This window comes from Myxococcus hansupus (genome assembly GCF_000280925.3).
Classification (GTDB): Bacteria; Myxococcota; Myxococcia; order Myxococcales; family Myxococcaceae; genus Myxococcus; species Myxococcus hansupus.
On the sequence record NZ_CP012109.1, the window covers coordinates 6395649 to 6412691 of the forward strand.

Genomic DNA, 17043 nt, shown 5'->3' on the forward strand with positions numbered 1-17043 from the left:
TTTTCGGCCACTCAGCGAGTTTGAGTCCTCTGAGAGATAAGCCGAGAACGAGTTCGCGCAGGGCTTCAATCGGGGAGCTACTTAAAGGGCCCTACCAACCGGTAGGGCCCTTTTTGTTTAACAAGGGCCTCGCGATGACATCGCGGGGCCTTCGTGCTTAAGCCGCTGAATCCCAAGGGACTCTGGCTCGCGGTGATGAAGAGGGCGCTCTCGGCCCTCTACCCCGCAGAGCGAGATGCCCCCTCTTCTCCCCCACCGATTGAGCTCTCTGGACCGCTCTTTCACCCGTTTTGGGGAGAGAGAGGCCGAGAGCAGTTAACAGTTTTGTTAACCACTTCGGGCGACCGGTTCTGACAATCCAGGGCTTTCGATGTCGTACCTTCCAGAGTTACTTCGCTTCCCTGTCTCCAAGGCGGCTCGGAGCCATTCGGCGACGGATTGGCCCGTCGTGGCTGTTAACCGAGAGAGCGAAACGCGGCGGAGGCTTACCGGGTACTCTCGATTTCGTCGCGCGGCGCAGACTCTCCGAGACGACTCTCAGAACCTCTTGGCCAAGTCCTCGCCCCCTACCGCGCCTCGCGGCTCTTGCCCGCGCGCGTACTGGGCAAGTAGGGACGGCGCGGGAATACGCCCACGTATGCCCGCGGCTGTGATGAGCCGTCCAGGGGCCCACGCAAGTGTCCGCCCACGACGGCTGCGTTGATCCGCTGTGGCGAAGCTGCGCTTCCGCCCGCGAGGAGCCGCGCCTGAACGAGCATCAGCCGACTGGGTGGGCTCAGCGTGTGAGGGGCGCGCGTCCACTGCTGGTAGCGATCACGCGACGGTATACGTTCGCCTTTTCCATCCGCGGCACCTTGTCAGCCGCCCAACCAGACCGAAGACCCACGATGAACCTTACTGCTCCAGCCACCATCACCCCAGCCATTCTTTCCTTTTCAAAGGATCTCACCGGCAGGAACACTCAACCCGTCTACGTGCCCATCGTCCCGCCGGTGGATGCCAAGGAACTCGACTGCTATGTCAACGCAAAGAACGTGGCGGAGAAGTGTGGCGGGCAAGTTGTCTACGGTTGGCGGATATGGGAGTGGCCGGGAATCCTCCTGGAAGCCCAGGCTCATGCGGTCGTGCAGAAGCCTGATGGCTCATTGGTGGATGTCACTCCTCCGCATGACGGAAGCGACCAAGACCTCTTCTTGCCCGACCCGCGAATTGTCTACAACGGCAAACGAATCCCCACGCGACAGAAGGCCCTGGCCGCAAGCCGAACCGTGGACAAGTACATCGAAGCAGTCGCAGTAGTGGGTAAGCTTGAGGCCGCGAACTACGTCGACAACGGCGACGATGAGGCTGGGGTCTACCTCGATGAGCGAGCAGCACGAGAGCATCACAAGCTCACGGAGAAACGCATCGAGGCACTGATGCGCCTGGAAGGATTCAGCCAGCGCCGGCCTGCTCAAGTACCTGAAACTGGCCGATGCACTTGTGGGAGCGGCGACAAGGTCGAGGACTGTCACGGCCCCCGGCCGTTGTAGACGCCTAAGACAAGGTCAGGACAGAGGGCTGGCACGAAGAGGCGCTCCTCTTCGTGCCGAGGTTACATTCCTCTCCTACTCCTCCACGTGGACGACCTGCCCCCTGAATGAAGAAGTACCCCGTGGTGGTTGAGGACCTTCCCTCCGAAGGCATTCTTTCCTCGGAAGGAGCTCTTCACAATCCAGTAGGCATCGCGGGCAACAGGAGCCGACGTCGAGACATGCACGTAGGAGTCAGGGTCATTCATCGCCTTCTTGAGGTATCGCTCCACCTCCGGCACCGGGCCATCCCACGGTAGATCGTAGGCTTCGCCCCGCCCATCTCCACCATCAGCTTCTAGGCCTCGCGCCGGAGCTGCCCCAGCCCGGGCTGGATGCGCTTGCGTTGATGAGCGGCCTGGCCCGACAGGGTGCTCCACTCCTTCGACTTGGCGACCTTGAAACCCTCGAATGCCTTCAGGGTGGCGTCAGCAGCGTTCAGCTCCGTCTCCGCCTCTTCCCATTCCTTCGCCTTCGCATGGGTCAACGCCTGCGCCAACCCAGCGGGAACTTCCAAATCCCCCCATATTGCTCCAAATGCTGGGCTTCCAGACGAGTGCCGCGTGCTCTAGACTCCAGACATATGAACAAGCCCCCAAGCAAGCAGGACGACATCCTAGCGCTGACACAGAAAATAAACAACCTTGAGCATCTCCACCAAAAAGGCAGGCTCCACCCCTCAAACCACACAACCAACATCCAGCGAGACCTCCAGAACATCCGGCGTGATGGCAATGGATTGGTGATTCCAGAGTCCGTCTCGCCCGCGCTTAAAGCGACGGCGATTGCGGCGTCTTACGCGGAAGGCGTCGAGCCAGGAGCCCCCACCAAGCTAGCCGATCCAATCAAATCCCAACGCGAACTCTTTTCGATTTTTCAAGATCTTTTCGCATCCATCACAGGCAGAGACCACTCCCACTACTCATCCACAACACAAATAAACGATGACATCCTAAAACAACTCAAATCCAACTACAAAAAACTAGCCAAGAATTTCAACCACACCATTGAGCGCCTCGTAAAATTCTACAACACCGAAAAATCACACCTTCTCAGGGAAGCACAACAAATTGCAGGCCTAAAAATCGTACTAGGGGGACAGTCCCAGTTCCTTGGCAGTCAGCTAAGCGGCGTGCGCCAGATGATGCTCTATGCGGACACGATTCTAATTGCCGACCCCGTCTACCATTTCATTGAAGCAGACATCAGGGATGTGGCAATACCCACCCGCATTGCAACTACCCTCTTTCACTTACTAGCACTAAAGCCACTAGTAGACGCAGAACTTGCATATCCTGCGATCTTCGTCTTTCCGAGCTTCGAACGTGCATTGGAAGCCCGAGATGTCGTAACACAACAGGGAATATTCCAACTAGCCATAAAGCTCATACGCAATGCTACTGGCCTAGAAATCCACTCCATGCAGGAAGTGGCTGACTTTGCCGTCGAACGCGAAGCGGAGTTCATGACGGCAATAACGCGGAGCCAAATCTTCCTCCCTCCTGGATACACGCCACCTGAACCTATCGATGCATACAAAGCCTGCGGGATCTATCTTGACGAGATCGCAGGGACACGCCCAGAGCCTGCTATCGCGCTCATGAAATCATTGCCACCCGGCCATCTTGCGCTCCAGGGGATCCTTGAACGCGTCGGACCCCAATATCACTTACAAGAAAACGCCGAAGTGCTTTCAGCACAACCCATGGTTGTCCTTCCGGTCCACTGGCACTATATGGAGCGAATCTCGGAAGCTTCGGCCAACGAACTTGAGCGTAAAGGCATCCTACCCAAAGGCAGTCTTGGCACCTTCCGAGGACTCCAGGACCCTTCATTAACATGGCTCGGAAATGTCCCGATTGATGCACTAGTAAACCTCCGGCGAGACGAAGCGAACAAGGAATTTCGGAAGCGCATGGCCGAGCTCTCAAAGGAACTTGACTCGGCATCCATCCTGGATGCCCAAAAGGTCGCTCGTGAGGTTGCTCATGGACTCGCATCCCTCATAAATTCGCATCAAAAGGAAATTCGAGAACTCGAAGCAAAGTGGTTCCCGAAATACGCCAAAACATTCATGTTGAGCGGAGGAGCCGGACTGCTGACACTTGCAGCTCCATACCTACCTATCTTGGGTTCCATCGGTGCAGCGGGCTCCGCCATGGCCGCCGTGGGTGGAATTACAGCAGCCTACGCAAGAGACAAGATTGACGAGCGAGCCGAAAGGAAAAGGCTCAGCCGATCTCTAATAGGAGTCCTCGCATCCGCCAGACAATCCTCAAAGTAGTGCATGACAGGTGTTCTCTCCTCCCCAGGACTGATTGAAAACCTTGACCATGCATAGCATCCCTGCGCCCCTCTCAAATTCGGTCGCTGCGTCATCGGCGAGTCTGTCTATCTAAAACTCGAACACTGCGTCGTCGATGTACGTTGAGCCTCCACTGGACAGCTCTTCAGGGAAAGTGAGCAATGAGCCTCAGCTTCTATCACCACATCGTTGCAGGGCATGAGGACACTGTGGGCAGGAGAAGAATACAATAGCGGGTCGGGTCTACGCGTCATGGGAGCTCCCGCCGGCCCTCCTGAACTGCGCGCCAGCTTTCCGCAGCCTGGCGCGCGAGAAACTTTAGCCCCACGTCAGGGCCGGTACCGCTCCGCCTCCTTGAAGAACTGTGTGAGCGAGTACGCCAAGAGCGACTCGCGCGACTGCATGTACCGACGTGCGCGAAGGAAGGGCAGCCAGACGCGCGTTCCAACGCGCACCTGGGACTCCTCCATCTCCTGTCGCAGCACCCACGGACCTCCCAGTCGCCGCACCAGCACCGCTTCCAGGTAGGCTCCAGTGGCCCAGGGTAGGAGGAGTGCGGCGCGTTTGAAGGCACCACCGAGCCTCCTGGTCCATACCACTCAGGGGTTAGGCCCGGGCGGCCGGCAGCTCCTCGACGCCCCAGCGATGGCTCGCTACTGTCCCTCACGATGAGCGGCAGCGCCTTCATGCCGCGCAGGGAACGCCCAATGCCCAAGAGGGTCCAGAGCGAATTGAACGGCAGGGTGTTCGAGGCCTCCGACTTCCGCTGGGCACTGCTAACCCTCGGCCGAGCGCGGGTGCTGTCGCTGACGCCGCCAGCCTCGCGGACCTAGTAGGTGTCCGCACTACAGGTCGATGGCGACCGAAGTGGACGGGTTGTGTTAGGCAAGCCCCTTCAGAACGGGTCATTCGGCTCGTCGCCGCCAGCAGGGGAGATGGAATCCTGCCGTGGTGGGAGGACGAGACGCCTGACGGGATAAGCCTCAGAAGTAACCTGAATCGCCGTGATCCGGTGGACCTCCAAAGTAGCCGTGTCTAGGAGAAGTGCAGGTACGCGTTCGTCGGCCGGCATTCGGTCAGGTGGCCAGATTTCCCAGATGGACTCGAAGACCGACGGCTGCGTGGGGGGGGTCTTCGGTGGAGTCACGAGGATGACGTAGTCCGGTTCTGGCCCATCCTCCGAATGCCCCTGGAGCGACACATCGACCTCAGTGCCCTTTTGCAACTCCGAAGCCTGCACCCGTGCGGCTTTGTGAAACAGGACCATGTTGAGTTGCCCTGAGCTCGCTTGCGCCGACGGATAGATGATCCCGTCGATGGCAGGAGCATCCATGGAGGCAAGATAGTCCGCAATGACCTGCGTTGGCAGGTATTCGATAGCTTCGTCGTCAGGCATGATTGGCATCGAGATACGCTGACTCAGATGCTCCAGGAACATGGCGTGCTTGCGCTTGCCGATGAACTCGGGATCGAAGTAACTGCCCGTGACGTAGATGTCGCGAAGGACGGTCAAATCCAATAGCCGAAGGGGCCGAAGCAGAGAGAACCTACCGACAACAACTTGACTGCCTACCGGAGGCCGAACCTCGGCCAACGCGGTTTCCGGCGTGTTCGTCCCGTAGAACACAGAGATCCCCCGGGAGTTCATTCGCAAACCTGGTGCGATAGCGGATGGCGGAGGGCCCAGGTCCTTCTCTGGCTGGCGGAGGGCAGCCTCAAGCTTTTCGTCGGACTGGAAGACCCGCGCTCGAAAGAGCGCATCAATGGGTTTGCCAGGCCCAATTTCTACCAGGGCGGAACGTTCGCTGCGGTCGCGCAGCCCATCGATACCGTGGAACGTAGCCGCCAGGATTTTTTCGGCCGAACGGCTGAAGTACCGGGCCTCGGTCTTCAGACTCCTCTCGAAGTCGTCCCATTCCTCCTGGAGTTCTGCAGCGCTCAAGCGGGCGAGTTCGTAGTGTGCCTCGGAGTCGAACGGAGATTCCTCCCACCCTTCGTCCGAATCATGACTTGAGGTCCGTTCATTGAGAATGGCACGAACATCCTCGGCCGGCTCCGCCCCAATTCCCGCCACCTCCGCGATAACGTCCACCACGCGCTCCCCATGCCGGAACCATTCGTACTTGGATTCAGGGGCCCGCATCATCAGGTCTTCAAAGTCGTCCGGTTCTGTCGATGTGCGGCGAAAGTGACTCTCGAACGCCAAAGCGACGCGGTCGGCTAAACCTTCAATCGCCTCTGTGAGCCCTTCACGCTCACAGAAGGAGCAGGTCGCCATCTCCGCCCGGGCCTCGATGGCGGCATTGAGATACGACTCGCCAATGCAGTCCGAGCAGATGCGCTTCGTTCCTACGCTGTCGTCAGGTGTCTTGCCGTGGGTCATATTTTTTGGACCGAAAGCACCTTAGTGTGCCATGAACACTATGTCAAGAGAACCGTACCGCCCCCGGCCTCGACCTGAGTCTCCATCAGGCGACGTCAGGAAGTAACCTGACCCAGAGAGCCTCTGGTGACGGCCCATAGGTTCTGGTGCGGTCTGCCGTCGAACGACGCCATAACCTGCCGCATCCCGCATACCCTGCGAGTTCACCGGCCCCCCCTGACATGACGACTGCGGCGGTAGCGATCAGCATCACCTAGCAACCGCTGCAGTCGTGCATGCCTGCACCCCAGTCAGGGCCGGTATCGCTCCGCCTCCCTGAAAAACTGGGTGAGCGAGTACTCCAACAGCGACTCGCGCGACTGCATGTACCGGCGGGCGCGGAGGAAGGGCAGCCAGACGCGCTTGCCGACACGCACCTGGGACTCTTCCATCTTCTGCCGCAGCACCCACGTTCCTCCCAACCGCCGCACCAGCACGACCCCCAGATAGGCTCCAAGTGCCGGTATCGTGTGTCCGTCGAGGACGTCGCGCGTGTAGCGCTCGGGGAAGTGGGTCTTCCAGAAGTGGAAGTCGAGGTCCGTCAGCGACTCAGGCGTCTCCTTCATGATGGAGGGCACATCCGTGTGAAGCACAGCCACGAGGCCTTCGGACAAGTCTCCGTAGGATTCGAGGACGCGCTCCGGATTTGCCACGTCCGAAGGATGAGCGACAGGGAGCCACTCCTCCGGCACCGGCGGCCGGAAGGCGTTGAGTTCGGCAATCTTCCTTTGTCGCTCGCTGATGGCGAACTCGTCCGGCATCCTCATGAGGAACGGCGCCACGTCCGGGTGGAACCGCGGCTCAACGGGCACGAGCGCGGCGCTGCGCTCCCGCAGCGTGCTCAGCACCGTGTCGAAGTTGAGGTCCGGCCGTTGGACGACCAGAAGTACTCGTCCACCCTTGGCCCTCGTGCTGTGATGCATCACCATGGGCGATTGGGCGGTGACAACGCACTGGGCACGTATTCGGCCACGAATGCCTGAAGCCATGGACTTTCCGGACCACCGCTGGGCAGCCCGCCTTGGCCAGGTGGCTCCCGGGCTCTGGCAGTTGGAAACGCTCCAGAAGTACGGCTACTACCGTGCCCCCGAAGGGACCGCCGCCGTCGGGGGCCAAGCTCCCGACGGCTATCTGGTGGAATACGGAGGCGGCCCCTTCTCCGCGGCCTGGAACTACCTCGTCACCACAGAGCGCTCCGGCGCAAGCCGCTTCGCGCAAGCCGCGGGGCTGCTGGGTGAAGACGCATCCCTCCCGCCTGCGACTCAACACGCGGTGCTGTGCCTGCGCACCCCCATCCGTTTCGAGCGCCCTCTCGCGTCCTGGAATCTGAGCGAAAGCCATCTGGACTCAGCCCCCGCCGCCCGCGTCGCTGAGGCGCTCCTCACCGGAGCCCCCCCTCCTCGCCGGGGACGGACGGAATGCGTGGTGGGACTCTTCACTTTCGAGTTCGGCTGGGTCCACACAGGCGCCCTCACACTGTTCATCGACAATTCGATGGAACAAAGTTGGGCCGAACTCGAAATGACAGGCCGATTCAACGCACTCTCCGGGACAAAGGAGGTCGGACCGTTCGCGCACTCCATGTACATGGAGCGTCCCACCCCCGTCCCAACGCCCCTCGTCGCCTGGCCCTTCCCAACGAAGTAAGGGCTCGCGCAAGAAGAACCGTTCTTTCCCGAAGGAGAGATGGGGGGTGAACAGTCCAGCAGAAACCGGCGGGGCGGCGTGTACCGGCGGGTGAGGAAGGAGCCGCCAGGCGCGCTTGGCGACACGCGTCCTGGCGCCTTCAACGCCTGCCTCCGTTCCCTGCCCCGCCCAATCGCCGCACGAGCACGTCTCCCAGGTAGGCGCCGAGCGGAGGTGCGGTGTGTTCGTCGATGAGATCCCGCGTGTAGCTCTCGGGTAGTTCTCCCTTCAGAACAATAAGTGCACGACGAATTAGCTCTCGTGGGCATTGCCGAGTAGCGCCCTCACGCAACGCACTCCTGCAGTGAGGAGCGCGTCACCAATCCGACTCGGTCCGAGGCCGTGCGCCGCAGGAGACCAGAACGTCATACGTTTGGTCGACCAGCTCAAAACTATTTGTCCCCGCCATCAGCATGAGCCAAGGAGGCTCCGGAATCAGCGTGACCCCCTGGAGAACAGGAAGTGGGGCAACAAGCTCGAACCATGGTTCGTAAGGGGTCGGCAACCCGCCATCGCCACCTCCCAAGCTTCGAATCTGCTCATGCACCTCCAATGAACTGGGCGCGCCCTTTTGAAACTCGAAGCGATGCTTGAATCTGTTCCACTCCAGTAACTCAGGGGGGCCTGCAGTCCCCCCCAATGCCACCAGGGCACGGCACAAAAGCATGTAGTTCGGGTTCTGCTCGAGCGGTTTCGAAAGATCGAGCGAGTGCGTTTCGACCTCAAGGGCGTGCGCGCTCGGCACAAGGCGGATGGGCCACTTCTCCCTCACCTCGATGTGGAAACCCGCTGGATGCTGGATGAGCTCCACTCGAAGTTTCAGCCTCTCGCTCACCATGTCCCGCACGAGTTCCATTGGCGGCAAGCCGTCAAGGGAGACGTATTCGATGCATAAGCCCATTGACTAATCTCCATTTGTCGCGCCTAGGAACTACGATAGCGCGACAAACGCCAGGAGCGGCACACAGACACCAGTGGAGAGAAGGGCAATCATCCCACTCTTCGAGTGAGGGAGGAGATTGACGGCTACCTCATGGGCTTCGAGGAGGCGTTGGCCGAGGGGCGCGTGCGCGTCGACAACCCCACCGACTTCAACACCATGGTCCGCTTGAAGGAGTTCGTCCAAGGCGGCGCCGACTCCCGCCAGGAACTGCACGCCAGCTTCTCCCTGGAGGGCCTTCAGGCCCGGCACGCCCAGGCCCTGCGAGCTGCGCGCGAGACGACGACCGCCGTGCGCGGCGAGGTGGACGCGGAGGTGGTGACCAGTAGCGACGACGAGGTCCTCGACACGGCCTCCTCCGAGAGCCCCAACGACGACACCCTCGTGGACCCTCCCATTGCCGTCACGCCCCCCGCCGACCCGCTTGAGACACCTCTACAGGACTCACTTGGCGACGGCGAGCACCGTCTGACTGTGGAAGTTCACCGTCCAGTGGAGCCGAGGAGCTGACCACCCGGATGGGGCGGGACTCCTCGGGCCCCAGCGTCAACATGGACGGACAGAAAAACAGGTCCTGCGGCGGCGCGAGCGACATGCGCCCTTCTTCGTCCTGGACCTAGGAATGGACAGAGGCTTGGAAGCGTGTGGTTTCACTGCCCTTGTTCCTCACGTTCATCACCGCTCCACGAGCGCCGGAATCCAGTTCAAGCCGGCTCGGGCTGACATCGAGTTCGGCGTCGCTCGCGTTCCCCAGGACAATCCATTTCAAGGCAGCCGAAAACATCAGGCCACCAGCCCAAGACATAAGATGGTCACGAATGTTCTGTCGCCCTTCAAATCAGAACGTGATGGTGGCAACGACGATGTCGTTGTAGGTGCCAGAAGGGACGTTCTGACCGCGCGGAACCGTGCCATACACCAGCACGGGGACGGGCAGGCCCGTGCCGAGGAACGGGAGGCCCGTACCTGCGGTGTTGCCCCAAGCGACGATACGGGTGACGTCCTGGTACAGGCTGTACGCGAGGAAGTCTAAAGAGGCCGTGTTGCGCATCCGGCGCAGCGGCGCCGCGTCGGTCGAGCCGGCGGCCGGGTACACACCCTGGCCAAGGGTGATGACCGCGGGGCGGAGCAGGGTGCACTGCACGCTCAACGAGCCCGTGCCGAACAGGTCGATGCCCAGCGCGGAGTTGACGATGACGGGGTCGTACGTGCCGAAGTTCAACGTGCCTCCGCCAATGCCGGAGCCAATGCTGCAACCGCCATCGACGTTGGCGGTGACGTTCAGGTTGGCGGTGGCGGTGGCGGCCTCAGCGGGCGAGAAGGCGACGAGGGATGCGGCGGCGGTGACGGCGGCAATGGCAGTCTTGACAGCGTTCATTGACAGTTCTCAGTCCAGCGGCCGGTTGATTCCGGCGGCAGCGGCGCATTGCAACACGCTCGCCAGCCCTCGCTCAGTGATGCGCCCTCTCCCTTCGGCGCATGTCGTACGCATGCCTGCCGTGTGTTCCCAGGCAACGCGCGAAAGCGACTGCTTGCTTGTTTTTGGGGCGAAACGCACACATGTCCCTGAAGGGAGCCCTTCAGTGAGGGACGGACAGGCTCTGGGGGCCACGCGAATCCATTGGCACGCGGCTTCCAGGGGCGGCGCCTGCCCATCTGGGAGAATTCCGTTTCACTGACGAGGGAGAAGAATGCCCGCCGAGGGTCCCCTCGAGGGACCATGCGCAGCGGCGTCCAGCCGATGACACCGGTATGCCTTCGCTGGACGAACGTGCGCCGCCGAGCAGATTCCGGGCTGCGGGCCAGCGACCTCCCGAGACGCGGGGGGCCGACCGAGACGCCACCATCTTCACAACCTCCGAAATGCAAGACGGGCCGTCCTCGCAAGTCCGAGGAGCCCGCTCTCCCACGCCAGGAGCTCGACAAGGCCCTCGTCTTCGATGACGTGAAGACGCTGCCCGACGGCTCCACCATGACGAGCGATGCCCCGTACCGCGAGCTGGCCGAGCGATTTGGTGTCGCCACCTCCCTCGTCGCCAACTACTCGAAGGAGCACAACTGCCTGCGCCGCCGCGAAGAGGCCAAGACGCGCATCGCCACCAACGCGGACCAGAAGCGCATCGAACTGCGCGCCAACGCCATCGCCGTCTCGAAGGACGACGCGCTGGAGATGATTGACGGCTACCTCCTTGGCTTCGAGGAAACGCGGTCCGAAGGCCGTGTGCGCGTCGACAACCCCACCGACTTCAACCCCATGGTGAGGCTCAAGGATTTCGTGATGGGCGGCGCCGACTCCCGCCAAGCGCTTCACGCCACGCTCTCGGTGGATGGCCTCCGGGCTCGGCACACCCAGGCCCTGCGCGCTGCTCGTGAGACGACGCCCGCCGAGCGCGGCGAGGTGGACGCTGAGATGGTAAGCCGAGATAGGCGTAGAAAACAGCGGGCCTAACACCAGGCGAGCACGTCAATGCTGCTTCGCCAAGACGAAGCGCCTCCAACGCCTCAAGTCTCCCGTCCCTTGTGTCCTGCTTGCCCAGGGGAATCGGAAGAGGAGGAGCGTCATTCCATCCGCTTCTGAAGCGGATAGTTACACTCAACCCAGCGCAGCACGTCGAAACCAGCCATGTCTCCTGGAAGAGTCAGGTCGAGTCCTCCTCCCCAAATGCGCCAGTAATCGGGCACCTCCCGGCACTCATTCGGCAAGAGGCGACGCTGGAGGGCAACGAGTACACCGTCCTCGCGCATGAATCCCTGAGAGCCGCGCAGCCAGTGGCCGATCCCGGCTACATCGGACTCCAGGCAGTGCCCCCACTCAACCAACTTTTGCAGTGCGAATGGCATGGACTGGAGTTCCCGTAGCACATGTCGGCAGTCTGGATTCGCCTCATGCCAACCCAAGGCGGCTCGTACGACTCGGAGAGCGATGCATCCCCGCCGACCCCGCTTGAGACGAGCGCTCTGAAAGTGAACGCGGATACTTTCGCGATCATTTTCGCCGTTCACTTTCACCGCGCCAGGCCGCGCCTGGCCACTTTCCCCATGGAGCTCCACTTGGCGCGCGGAAGCACACGCTTGGCGCCACAGCCCCGTAGTTTCGCCAAGTTAGTGCGGCCAGCCACCAGGTCCTCGAGCACCGCGGTACGAGTTCGGGCCAGAACTCCTGCCTGGAAGCACACTCCGTCCAGCAGGCCGGACTCCTGCGCGCCGTTCACTTCCTCGGCCCGATGGCCCCCTCCCCACCGAAGCCCCGCTGGCCGCCACGTGGCCCACCTGGCGCAAGGCCCCGGTCCAGGCCCCGCGCGCCAATGCATCGGCTGCGTGGCGCCCCATTCGTGCGCGTGTCCCCCAGTTCTTCGGGCCGCAGGCCTTTGTCCTCCTCGTGAGCCCCACGACTCCGAGCCAAGCCCTCCGCGTCTCCACACTCCGCCCCGCGCGCACCTGGGCGCGCGTGCCGTTACCAGGGCCGAGCCGAATGGCCGAAAATGGGCAAGAGCGGCCATTCGGCGTCACGGCCCAACGCTGTTTTCGCGCGCTTACGAGGCCTCGTGAGGGGCCGAAGTGCCGAAGCCCATGGCCGCTTTCCGCAGGTTGGCGCCACCTGCCGCCCGTCACGCGGCCCAGCGCCTCCCCGCTCACCTTCCCTGCCTGTCCCCGCCGGGCGCAACCATGCCTACCGATGACGCCAGCACGCATACCCCGCCTACCCTTGACACCAGGGTGGGGGGTGCGTTTTTTCGTGCGGGCAGCGCCCCCAGGGCGTGTACCTGGGGCCCTTTTCGAGAGACTCAGGCCCGAAAAAGTGAACACCTCCCCCTGATCATTTGCACCCGGTAAGTGAACGCCTCGCGCTGTTCACTTTCGCCGGCTGCGCCTGGGGCGGCGCGCGCGGGCGCCGCGCACAAGCCCCACCTCCCCGCCTCCGCGCGGCCCCCCGGCCCCGCCAGGGGCGCTCGCGGGTGCTCAGCGCGGAGGCGGCATGCCCCATCAGCAGGGCAACTCTTGCGTCACGCTCACCAGCTCGTCGTCCGAGGCATGCGTGTAGATGACCGTGGAGTTGAGGCTGCGCTGGCGCGCGAAGGGCTGGGTGAGGCGGATGTCCTTCGTCCGCCGGGACGCCCCGGTGCATGCGGTGTGGCGGGTGCAGTGGAAATTCAGGTGCCGCTCCAGCCCCGCACGCTCCTGCCACACCGTGAAGCCGTGGCACACCTGCCGCGTGGCCAGGCGCATGCCCTTGCGACTCAGGAAGAGCGGCGCCGGGGGCCCCACGTCGTGTCCCTGCGCACGCTTCAGCCGAAGCAGCTTCGCGCGCACCGTGTCCGAGAGGACGCCTTCCTGGGGGGCCGGGTGCCGGCGGCTGCCCTTGAAGACAGTCAATGTCACGTGCCGGCGCGCGCGCCCACGCTCATTGAAGATGTCGCCGATGTTGAGGGCGACCAGCTCGTGCTCGCGCAGGCCCGACGCCAGCGCGAGGCCGTACAGGCAGTGGTCTCGGAATCCGTCCCGGTGTTGCCCCGTGACGCGCAGAAGGAGGTTCACCTCCTTCTCCGTGAGGGTACGCGGTGGGCGGGCGACAGCGGCATAGGCAGACATGGCGGCTCCTTCGTGAAGTGGACGCGGCCATACGCGCTCTGGTGCCGAGAGAAAGCAACGGAACATGCAGGGAGGAAGGCGTGACATTCGGCATCGTCAAGCGCACCGAGGACGACCTCACCCAGCGGCTGGCCACCGAGTCGGTCTTCATCAGCGGCCTCCGCCAGAGGTCGGGGAAGGGACTCGCGGGCCTCACCATCGAGGACTGCCCATGAACAAGCGTTGCAGCATTGATTGCGATGCGCGCCGCGAGTGCGCTCGCGAGCTTCGAGCCGCTGGGGTCTCGACGGTGCTCCTGCCCCGCGCCGACCGCCTCCGCTGCGCCCGGCGAGAGTTCGTGCAGACCGAGGAGAATCGCGAGGCCACGCGGCACCTGGTGCTCGCTCCCTTCTGGGACGCGAGGCGGCGCGCGCCGGTGCGGCCCCTTACGAGCGCGGGGACGAGCGTCCAGGAGGTGCTGGCTCAGCACCCGACGGCAAGGACGGCCGTGGGCGGCGCGCCCGTACCGATGCACGTGATGACGGCCTGGCGCACACTGGCTACGGGTGGGGGATTGGCGACCACGGCGACTGTTTCATCCGCTGGAGATAGTCGAGCAGTGCCTTCACCTTCGGCGAGAGATGACGACCGCTTGGATAGACGGCCTGGATGGGTACGGCCGGCACCTCCCAATCGGGAAGGACTTGCTCGAGGCGTCCGGCGCGGAGGTCGTCGACACAGAGGTGCGCGGGGAGCATCGCGACCCCGAGGCCACCTATGACTCCATCGTGGAGCATGTCCAGGTCGTTCACCGAAAGAGCCGACGTGACGTTGACCTCGCGCGTCTCGTCCCCCTGCGTGAGACGCCAGACCCTGGGGTGCGGCCCGACACGGAAAATCAGACAGTTGTGCTTCGCGAGACCGTCAGGTGAGCGCGGATGGCCGCGCTTCTTCAGGTACCGAGGGCTCGCGACCAGGAGGAACCGGATCATGCCCAGGTTGCGCGCGATGAGCGTCGAGTCAGAGAGGGCACCGGCGCGAATCGCGACGTCGAAGGACTCCTCAACCAGGTCGACGAACCGGTCGGTGCACACCACGTCGAGCTGGACTCCCCCGTGCCGTCCCAGAAAGTCCGCGAGGACTGGGCCAAGAAACTGCGAGCTCGCCGGCACCGTCACGCGCAGCAAGCCACGAGGCGTTTCCTGCAAGTCCGTGACTGCACGGTCGGCATCTTCGACATCCGCGAAGATGCGGACACACCGTTCGTAATAGAGGCGACCCGCGTCAGTGAGGCTCAGCGTCCTCGTCGTACGCTGAAGCAGCCGAATACCAAGACGCTTCTCAAGCTCGGACACTCGCTGACTGACAGTCGACTTTGGCATCTCGAGCACTCGAGCAGCGCCCGTGAAGCTGCCTGATTGAACCACCTTCGCGAACACATGCAGCGCGTTGAAATCTGGCGACATGCGGCGATTGTACGTCTACACGGACAATCCTTCCAGAAAGGCGGCCTAGTCCTGGTGACGTGGCGGGTGCACATACGCCCGTAGGTAGCGCTTAGCGCCACCGCCAAAGCATCAGCTCGCTCCCAACAGAAAGACCACCATGACCACCACGGCAGCCAAGACCGGTCTCGAGGCACTCCTGTCCCCCGAGAAGAGCGTCGTCGTACTCATCGACCACCAGCCGTATCAGTTCGCGAACCTGCACAGCCACGACCCGGCGCAGGTCGTCAACAACGTCGTGGGCCTCGCGAAGGCCGCGAAGGTGTTCAACGTGCCCACCATCCTCACCACAGTCATCGAGGAGCGGGGCGGGTACCTCATCAAAGGCCTGCAGGATGTCTTCCCGGACCAGAAGCCTATCAACCGCACCTTCATCAACACGTGGGAGGACCAACGCGTCGTCGACGCCGTGAAGAAGACCGGCCGAAAGCAGCTCGTCATCGCCGCGCTCTGGTCGGAGATTTGCTTGGCCATGCCGGTCATCCAGGCGCTCGGCGAGGGGTACGACGTTTTCGCGGTGACCGACGCCTCCGGCGGAGTGACCCTTGAGGCTCACGAGATGGCCGTTCGAAGGATGGTACAGGCAGGCGCGGTTCCCATCACGTGGATGGCTGTCCTGGGCGAGTGGCAGCGAGACTGGGCGCGCGAGAAGACGCTCGCTGGCGTGTCGGACGTCGTCAGCGAGCACGGCGGAGGCTCAGCTATCGCCCTCGCGTGGGAGATGCAGTTGCTGAGCACCGGTCGCCATAAGTAACGCCCCTTCGTCCGTGCGTCGTCGCAGCAACTTGCACTTCACCGCTTGTTGCTGCGCCGACGTCTTCGGCCAACCACGACACCAACTCTCGATGGCATGCGAGGTCATCACCGGTAATAACATCCTGGACGCTCACCATGAGAGCGCCGAGGCTATTCCCCTCAGCCACCATGGACATGCCGCCTGCGAGATGCACTGGCGGCCCGAGGCGCGCGGAGTCCTGGATGATGTCAGTCGCGCCCCCGCGACTTCTGTCGGCCTCGGCCAAAGGAAAACACCGTGACACTCGGCATCGTCAGGCGCATCGAGGACGACACGTGAGGCGCGCCGCAATGGAGGCCCCCCTCATGTCCACCGAGGAGCGCGTCGCTCGATTCGGGCGCCCCGCCCTCGTGGAGCAGTTCGACTCCCTGCCCCTGGAGGACTTCCAGCAGAAGCTCGAATGCCTTTTACGTCGACGAGTCCTACAGCGTCCTCCCCTACGAGCTCATCCTCCCGTGCACCACGGACGAGCTGTCCTTGGCGCAAGACGCGTCCGACGTGGCCGTGCCCCACGGGCGCTTGGTGGCGGGCTTCGATGTGGGCCTCACCCGAGACCGCTCCGAGCTGGCCGTCTTCGAAGAGGCGGAGGGCTGCTTCACTTGCCGCATGCTGCGCAGCTTTGAAGGCGTACCCTTCGCGGAGCAGGAGGCGCACCTCCGTCGTCTGCTGTCCGTGCTTCCCGTGGCTCGCCTCAGCGTCGACCGCAGCGGCATCGGCATGAACCTCGCCCGCGACTTCCCCCAGGTGGCGGAGGAGAACTTCACCAACGAGGCCAAGGAGCGCTGGGCGACTGACTTCAAGATTCTCCTCCAGCGCCGCGACGTCCCCCTGCCGCGCCAGCGTGAGCCTGTCGGGCAGATTCACTCCATCAAGCGCCGCGTGCTGCCCTCGGGGAAGGTGTCCTTCGACGCCGAGCGCACCAACCGCGGGCACGCGGACAAGTTCTGGGCCGTGGCGCTGGCGTGCCAGCGTGAGCGGGGACCGGAGCGACGAGGCACCGGGGAGATTGGGGTACGGGTGATTGGTTGACCGTTTGTGTGAGCGTCGCGTGGCGGAGCACTGTCGGTGGCCCGCCACGAAGTCATTCGTGGCGGCCCAGCCGACCGAACATCGCATTCACCGTCGGTAGGTAGCTCCGACATGTCATATCTTGCACCCGCCGCTGTGCGGGCATCCTCGACGGCTTGCCAGAGTCAATCCGCAAGAATGGAATGTCCGTCATCGACAAGCAAGGGAGGCAACAATGCGC

General features: G+C 62.8%; 15 protein-coding genes and 2 pseudogenes. 8 read left to right on the forward strand and 9 right to left on the reverse strand.

The window, feature by feature from the left end; translation table 11 throughout:
* Positions 1 to 887: 887 nt before the first annotated feature.
* A complete protein-coding gene (locus tag A176_RS38805; protein WP_144429602.1) occupies positions 888 to 1532 on the forward strand; it encodes a hypothetical protein in 645 nt (214 codons plus the stop codon).
* A 337-nt stretch (positions 1533 to 1869) separates the two neighbouring features.
* Here the strand turns inward: A176_RS38805 and A176_RS40180 are convergent, their stop codons facing one another.
* Positions 1870 to 2088: a hypothetical protein gene (locus tag A176_RS40180; RefSeq protein ID WP_226993981.1), complete on the reverse strand. Its 219-nt coding sequence runs from the start codon at positions 2086 to 2088 to the stop codon at positions 1870 to 1872.
* Between the two features lie 66 nt (positions 2089 to 2154).
* Between A176_RS40180 and A176_RS40185 the strand changes: the two genes are divergently transcribed.
* Entirely contained in the window at positions 2155 to 3855 is a 1701-nt protein-coding gene (locus A176_RS40185) for a hypothetical protein (protein WP_226993982.1), read from the forward strand.
* A 350-nt stretch (positions 3856 to 4205) separates the two neighbouring features.
* Here the strand turns inward: A176_RS40185 and A176_RS24835 are convergent.
* The 3 genes and pseudogenes from A176_RS24835 to A176_RS24845 form a co-directional block, all read right to left on the reverse strand.
* Positions 4206 to 4415 (reverse strand): annotated as a pseudogene (locus tag A176_RS24835) (hypothetical protein); the annotation flags it as partial.
* A 356-nt stretch (positions 4416 to 4771) separates the two neighbouring features.
* On the reverse strand, positions 4772 to 6259 hold the full coding sequence (locus A176_RS24840) for an RES family NAD+ phosphorylase (RefSeq protein ID WP_044891140.1): 1488 nt from the start codon (positions 6257 to 6259) through the stop codon (positions 4772 to 4774).
* Between the two features lie 290 nt (positions 6260 to 6549).
* Positions 6550 to 7170 (reverse strand): annotated as a pseudogene (locus A176_RS24845) (hypothetical protein); the annotation flags it as partial.
* Between the two features lie 115 nt (positions 7171 to 7285).
* Between A176_RS24845 and A176_RS24850 the strand changes: the two are divergent.
* Positions 7286 to 7945: a hypothetical protein gene (locus A176_RS24850; RefSeq protein WP_021781643.1), complete on the forward strand. Its 660-nt coding sequence runs from the start codon at positions 7286 to 7288 to the stop codon at positions 7943 to 7945.
* Positions 7946 to 8300: 355 nt separating this feature from the next.
* Here A176_RS24850 and A176_RS24855 read toward each other — a convergent pair whose 3' ends face one another.
* Entirely contained in the window at positions 8301 to 8885 is a 585-nt protein-coding gene (locus A176_RS24855) for a hypothetical protein (protein ID WP_044891142.1), read from the reverse strand.
* Positions 8886 to 9017: 132 nt separating this feature from the next.
* On the opposite strand from A176_RS24855, the gene A176_RS24860 reads away from it, so the two are divergent.
* Entirely contained in the window at positions 9018 to 9434 is a 417-nt protein-coding gene (locus A176_RS24860; RefSeq protein WP_275472525.1) for a hypothetical protein, read from the forward strand.
* 328 nt (positions 9435 to 9762) lie between these two features.
* Here the strand turns inward: A176_RS24860 and pru are convergent, their stop codons facing one another.
* Positions 9763 to 10302: a fruiting body development fimbrial-like coat protein PRU gene (pru, locus tag A176_RS24865; protein ID WP_002634531.1), complete on the reverse strand. Its 540-nt coding sequence runs from the start codon at positions 10300 to 10302 to the stop codon at positions 9763 to 9765.
* A gap of 567 nt (positions 10303 to 10869) precedes the next feature.
* Here pru and A176_RS24870 point away from each other — a divergent pair.
* The gene (locus tag A176_RS24870; protein ID WP_002634530.1) at positions 10870 to 11373 is read left to right on the forward strand and encodes a hypothetical protein; all 504 of its coding nucleotides are present in this window, start codon (positions 10870 to 10872) and stop codon (positions 11371 to 11373) included.
* Between the two features lie 110 nt (positions 11374 to 11483).
* Here the strand turns inward: A176_RS24870 and A176_RS24875 are convergent, their stop codons facing one another.
* Positions 11484 to 11765 (reverse strand): hypothetical protein, encoded by a 282-nt coding sequence (locus A176_RS24875; RefSeq protein ID WP_144429603.1) that lies wholly within the window; start codon positions 11763 to 11765, stop codon positions 11484 to 11486.
* 1143 nt (positions 11766 to 12908) lie between these two features.
* Positions 12909 to 13514 carry a tyrosine-type recombinase/integrase gene (locus A176_RS24880; RefSeq protein ID WP_002634529.1) on the reverse strand — a complete coding sequence of 202 codons (606 nt, stop codon included), beginning with the start codon at positions 13512 to 13514 and terminating at the stop codon, positions 12909 to 12911.
* Between the two features lie 80 nt (positions 13515 to 13594).
* Here A176_RS24880 and A176_RS40805 point away from each other — a divergent pair, with 80 nt between their 5' ends.
* Complete coding sequence (locus A176_RS40805; protein WP_002634528.1) at positions 13595 to 13729, forward strand: hypothetical protein; 135 nt, start codon at positions 13595 to 13597, stop codon at positions 13727 to 13729.
* 324 nt (positions 13730 to 14053) lie between these two features.
* On the opposite strand, the gene A176_RS24885 is transcribed toward A176_RS40805, so the two are convergent.
* On the reverse strand, positions 14054 to 14959 hold the full coding sequence (locus A176_RS24885) for a LysR family transcriptional regulator (RefSeq protein ID WP_002634527.1): 906 nt from the start codon (positions 14957 to 14959) through the stop codon (positions 14054 to 14056).
* Positions 14960 to 15098: 139 nt separating this feature from the next.
* Here A176_RS24885 and A176_RS24890 point away from each other — a divergent pair, with 139 nt between their 5' ends.
* Complete coding sequence (locus A176_RS24890) at positions 15099 to 15752, forward strand: hydrolase (protein ID WP_002634526.1); 654 nt, start codon at positions 15099 to 15101, stop codon at positions 15750 to 15752.
* A 519-nt stretch (positions 15753 to 16271) separates the two neighbouring features.
* Positions 16272 to 16823 carry a hypothetical protein gene (locus A176_RS39235; RefSeq protein ID WP_002634525.1) on the forward strand — a complete coding sequence of 184 codons (552 nt, stop codon included), beginning with the start codon at positions 16272 to 16274 and terminating at the stop codon, positions 16821 to 16823.
* The last annotated feature ends 220 nt before the right edge of the window (positions 16824 to 17043 follow it).

What these genes read in the sequence shown, in the direction of transcription:
- A176_RS24850 (WP_021781643.1), top strand. Translation starts at nt 7,286, where the DNA reads ATGGACTTTCCGGACCACCGCTGGGCAGCCCGCCTTGGCCAGGTGGCT.
- A176_RS24855 (WP_044891142.1), bottom strand. Translation starts at nt 8,885, where the DNA reads ATGGGCTTATGCATCGAATACGTCTCCCTTGACGGCTTGCCGCCAATG.
- A176_RS40185 (WP_226993982.1), top strand. Translation starts at nt 2,155, where the DNA reads ATGAACAAGCCCCCAAGCAAGCAGGACGACATCCTAGCGCTGACACAG.
- pru (WP_002634531.1), bottom strand. Translation starts at nt 10,302, where the DNA reads ATGAACGCTGTCAAGACTGCCATTGCCGCCGTCACCGCCGCCGCATCC.
- A176_RS24890 (WP_002634526.1), top strand. Translation starts at nt 15,099, where the DNA reads ATGACCACCACGGCAGCCAAGACCGGTCTCGAGGCACTCCTGTCCCCC.
- A176_RS38805 (WP_144429602.1), top strand. Translation starts at nt 888, where the DNA reads ATGAACCTTACTGCTCCAGCCACCATCACCCCAGCCATTCTTTCCTTT.
- A176_RS24840 (WP_044891140.1), bottom strand. Translation starts at nt 6,259, where the DNA reads ATGACCCACGGCAAGACACCTGACGACAGCGTAGGAACGAAGCGCATC.
- A176_RS24860 (WP_275472525.1), top strand. Translation starts at nt 9,018, where the DNA reads ATGGGCTTCGAGGAGGCGTTGGCCGAGGGGCGCGTGCGCGTCGACAAC.
- A176_RS24880 (WP_002634529.1), bottom strand. Translation starts at nt 13,514, where the DNA reads ATGTCTGCCTATGCCGCTGTCGCCCGCCCACCGCGTACCCTCACGGAG.
- A176_RS24885 (WP_002634527.1), bottom strand. Translation starts at nt 14,959, where the DNA reads ATGTCGCCAGATTTCAACGCGCTGCATGTGTTCGCGAAGGTGGTTCAA.
- A176_RS24875 (WP_144429603.1), bottom strand. Translation starts at nt 11,765, where the DNA reads ATGCCATTCGCACTGCAAAAGTTGGTTGAGTGGGGGCACTGCCTGGAG.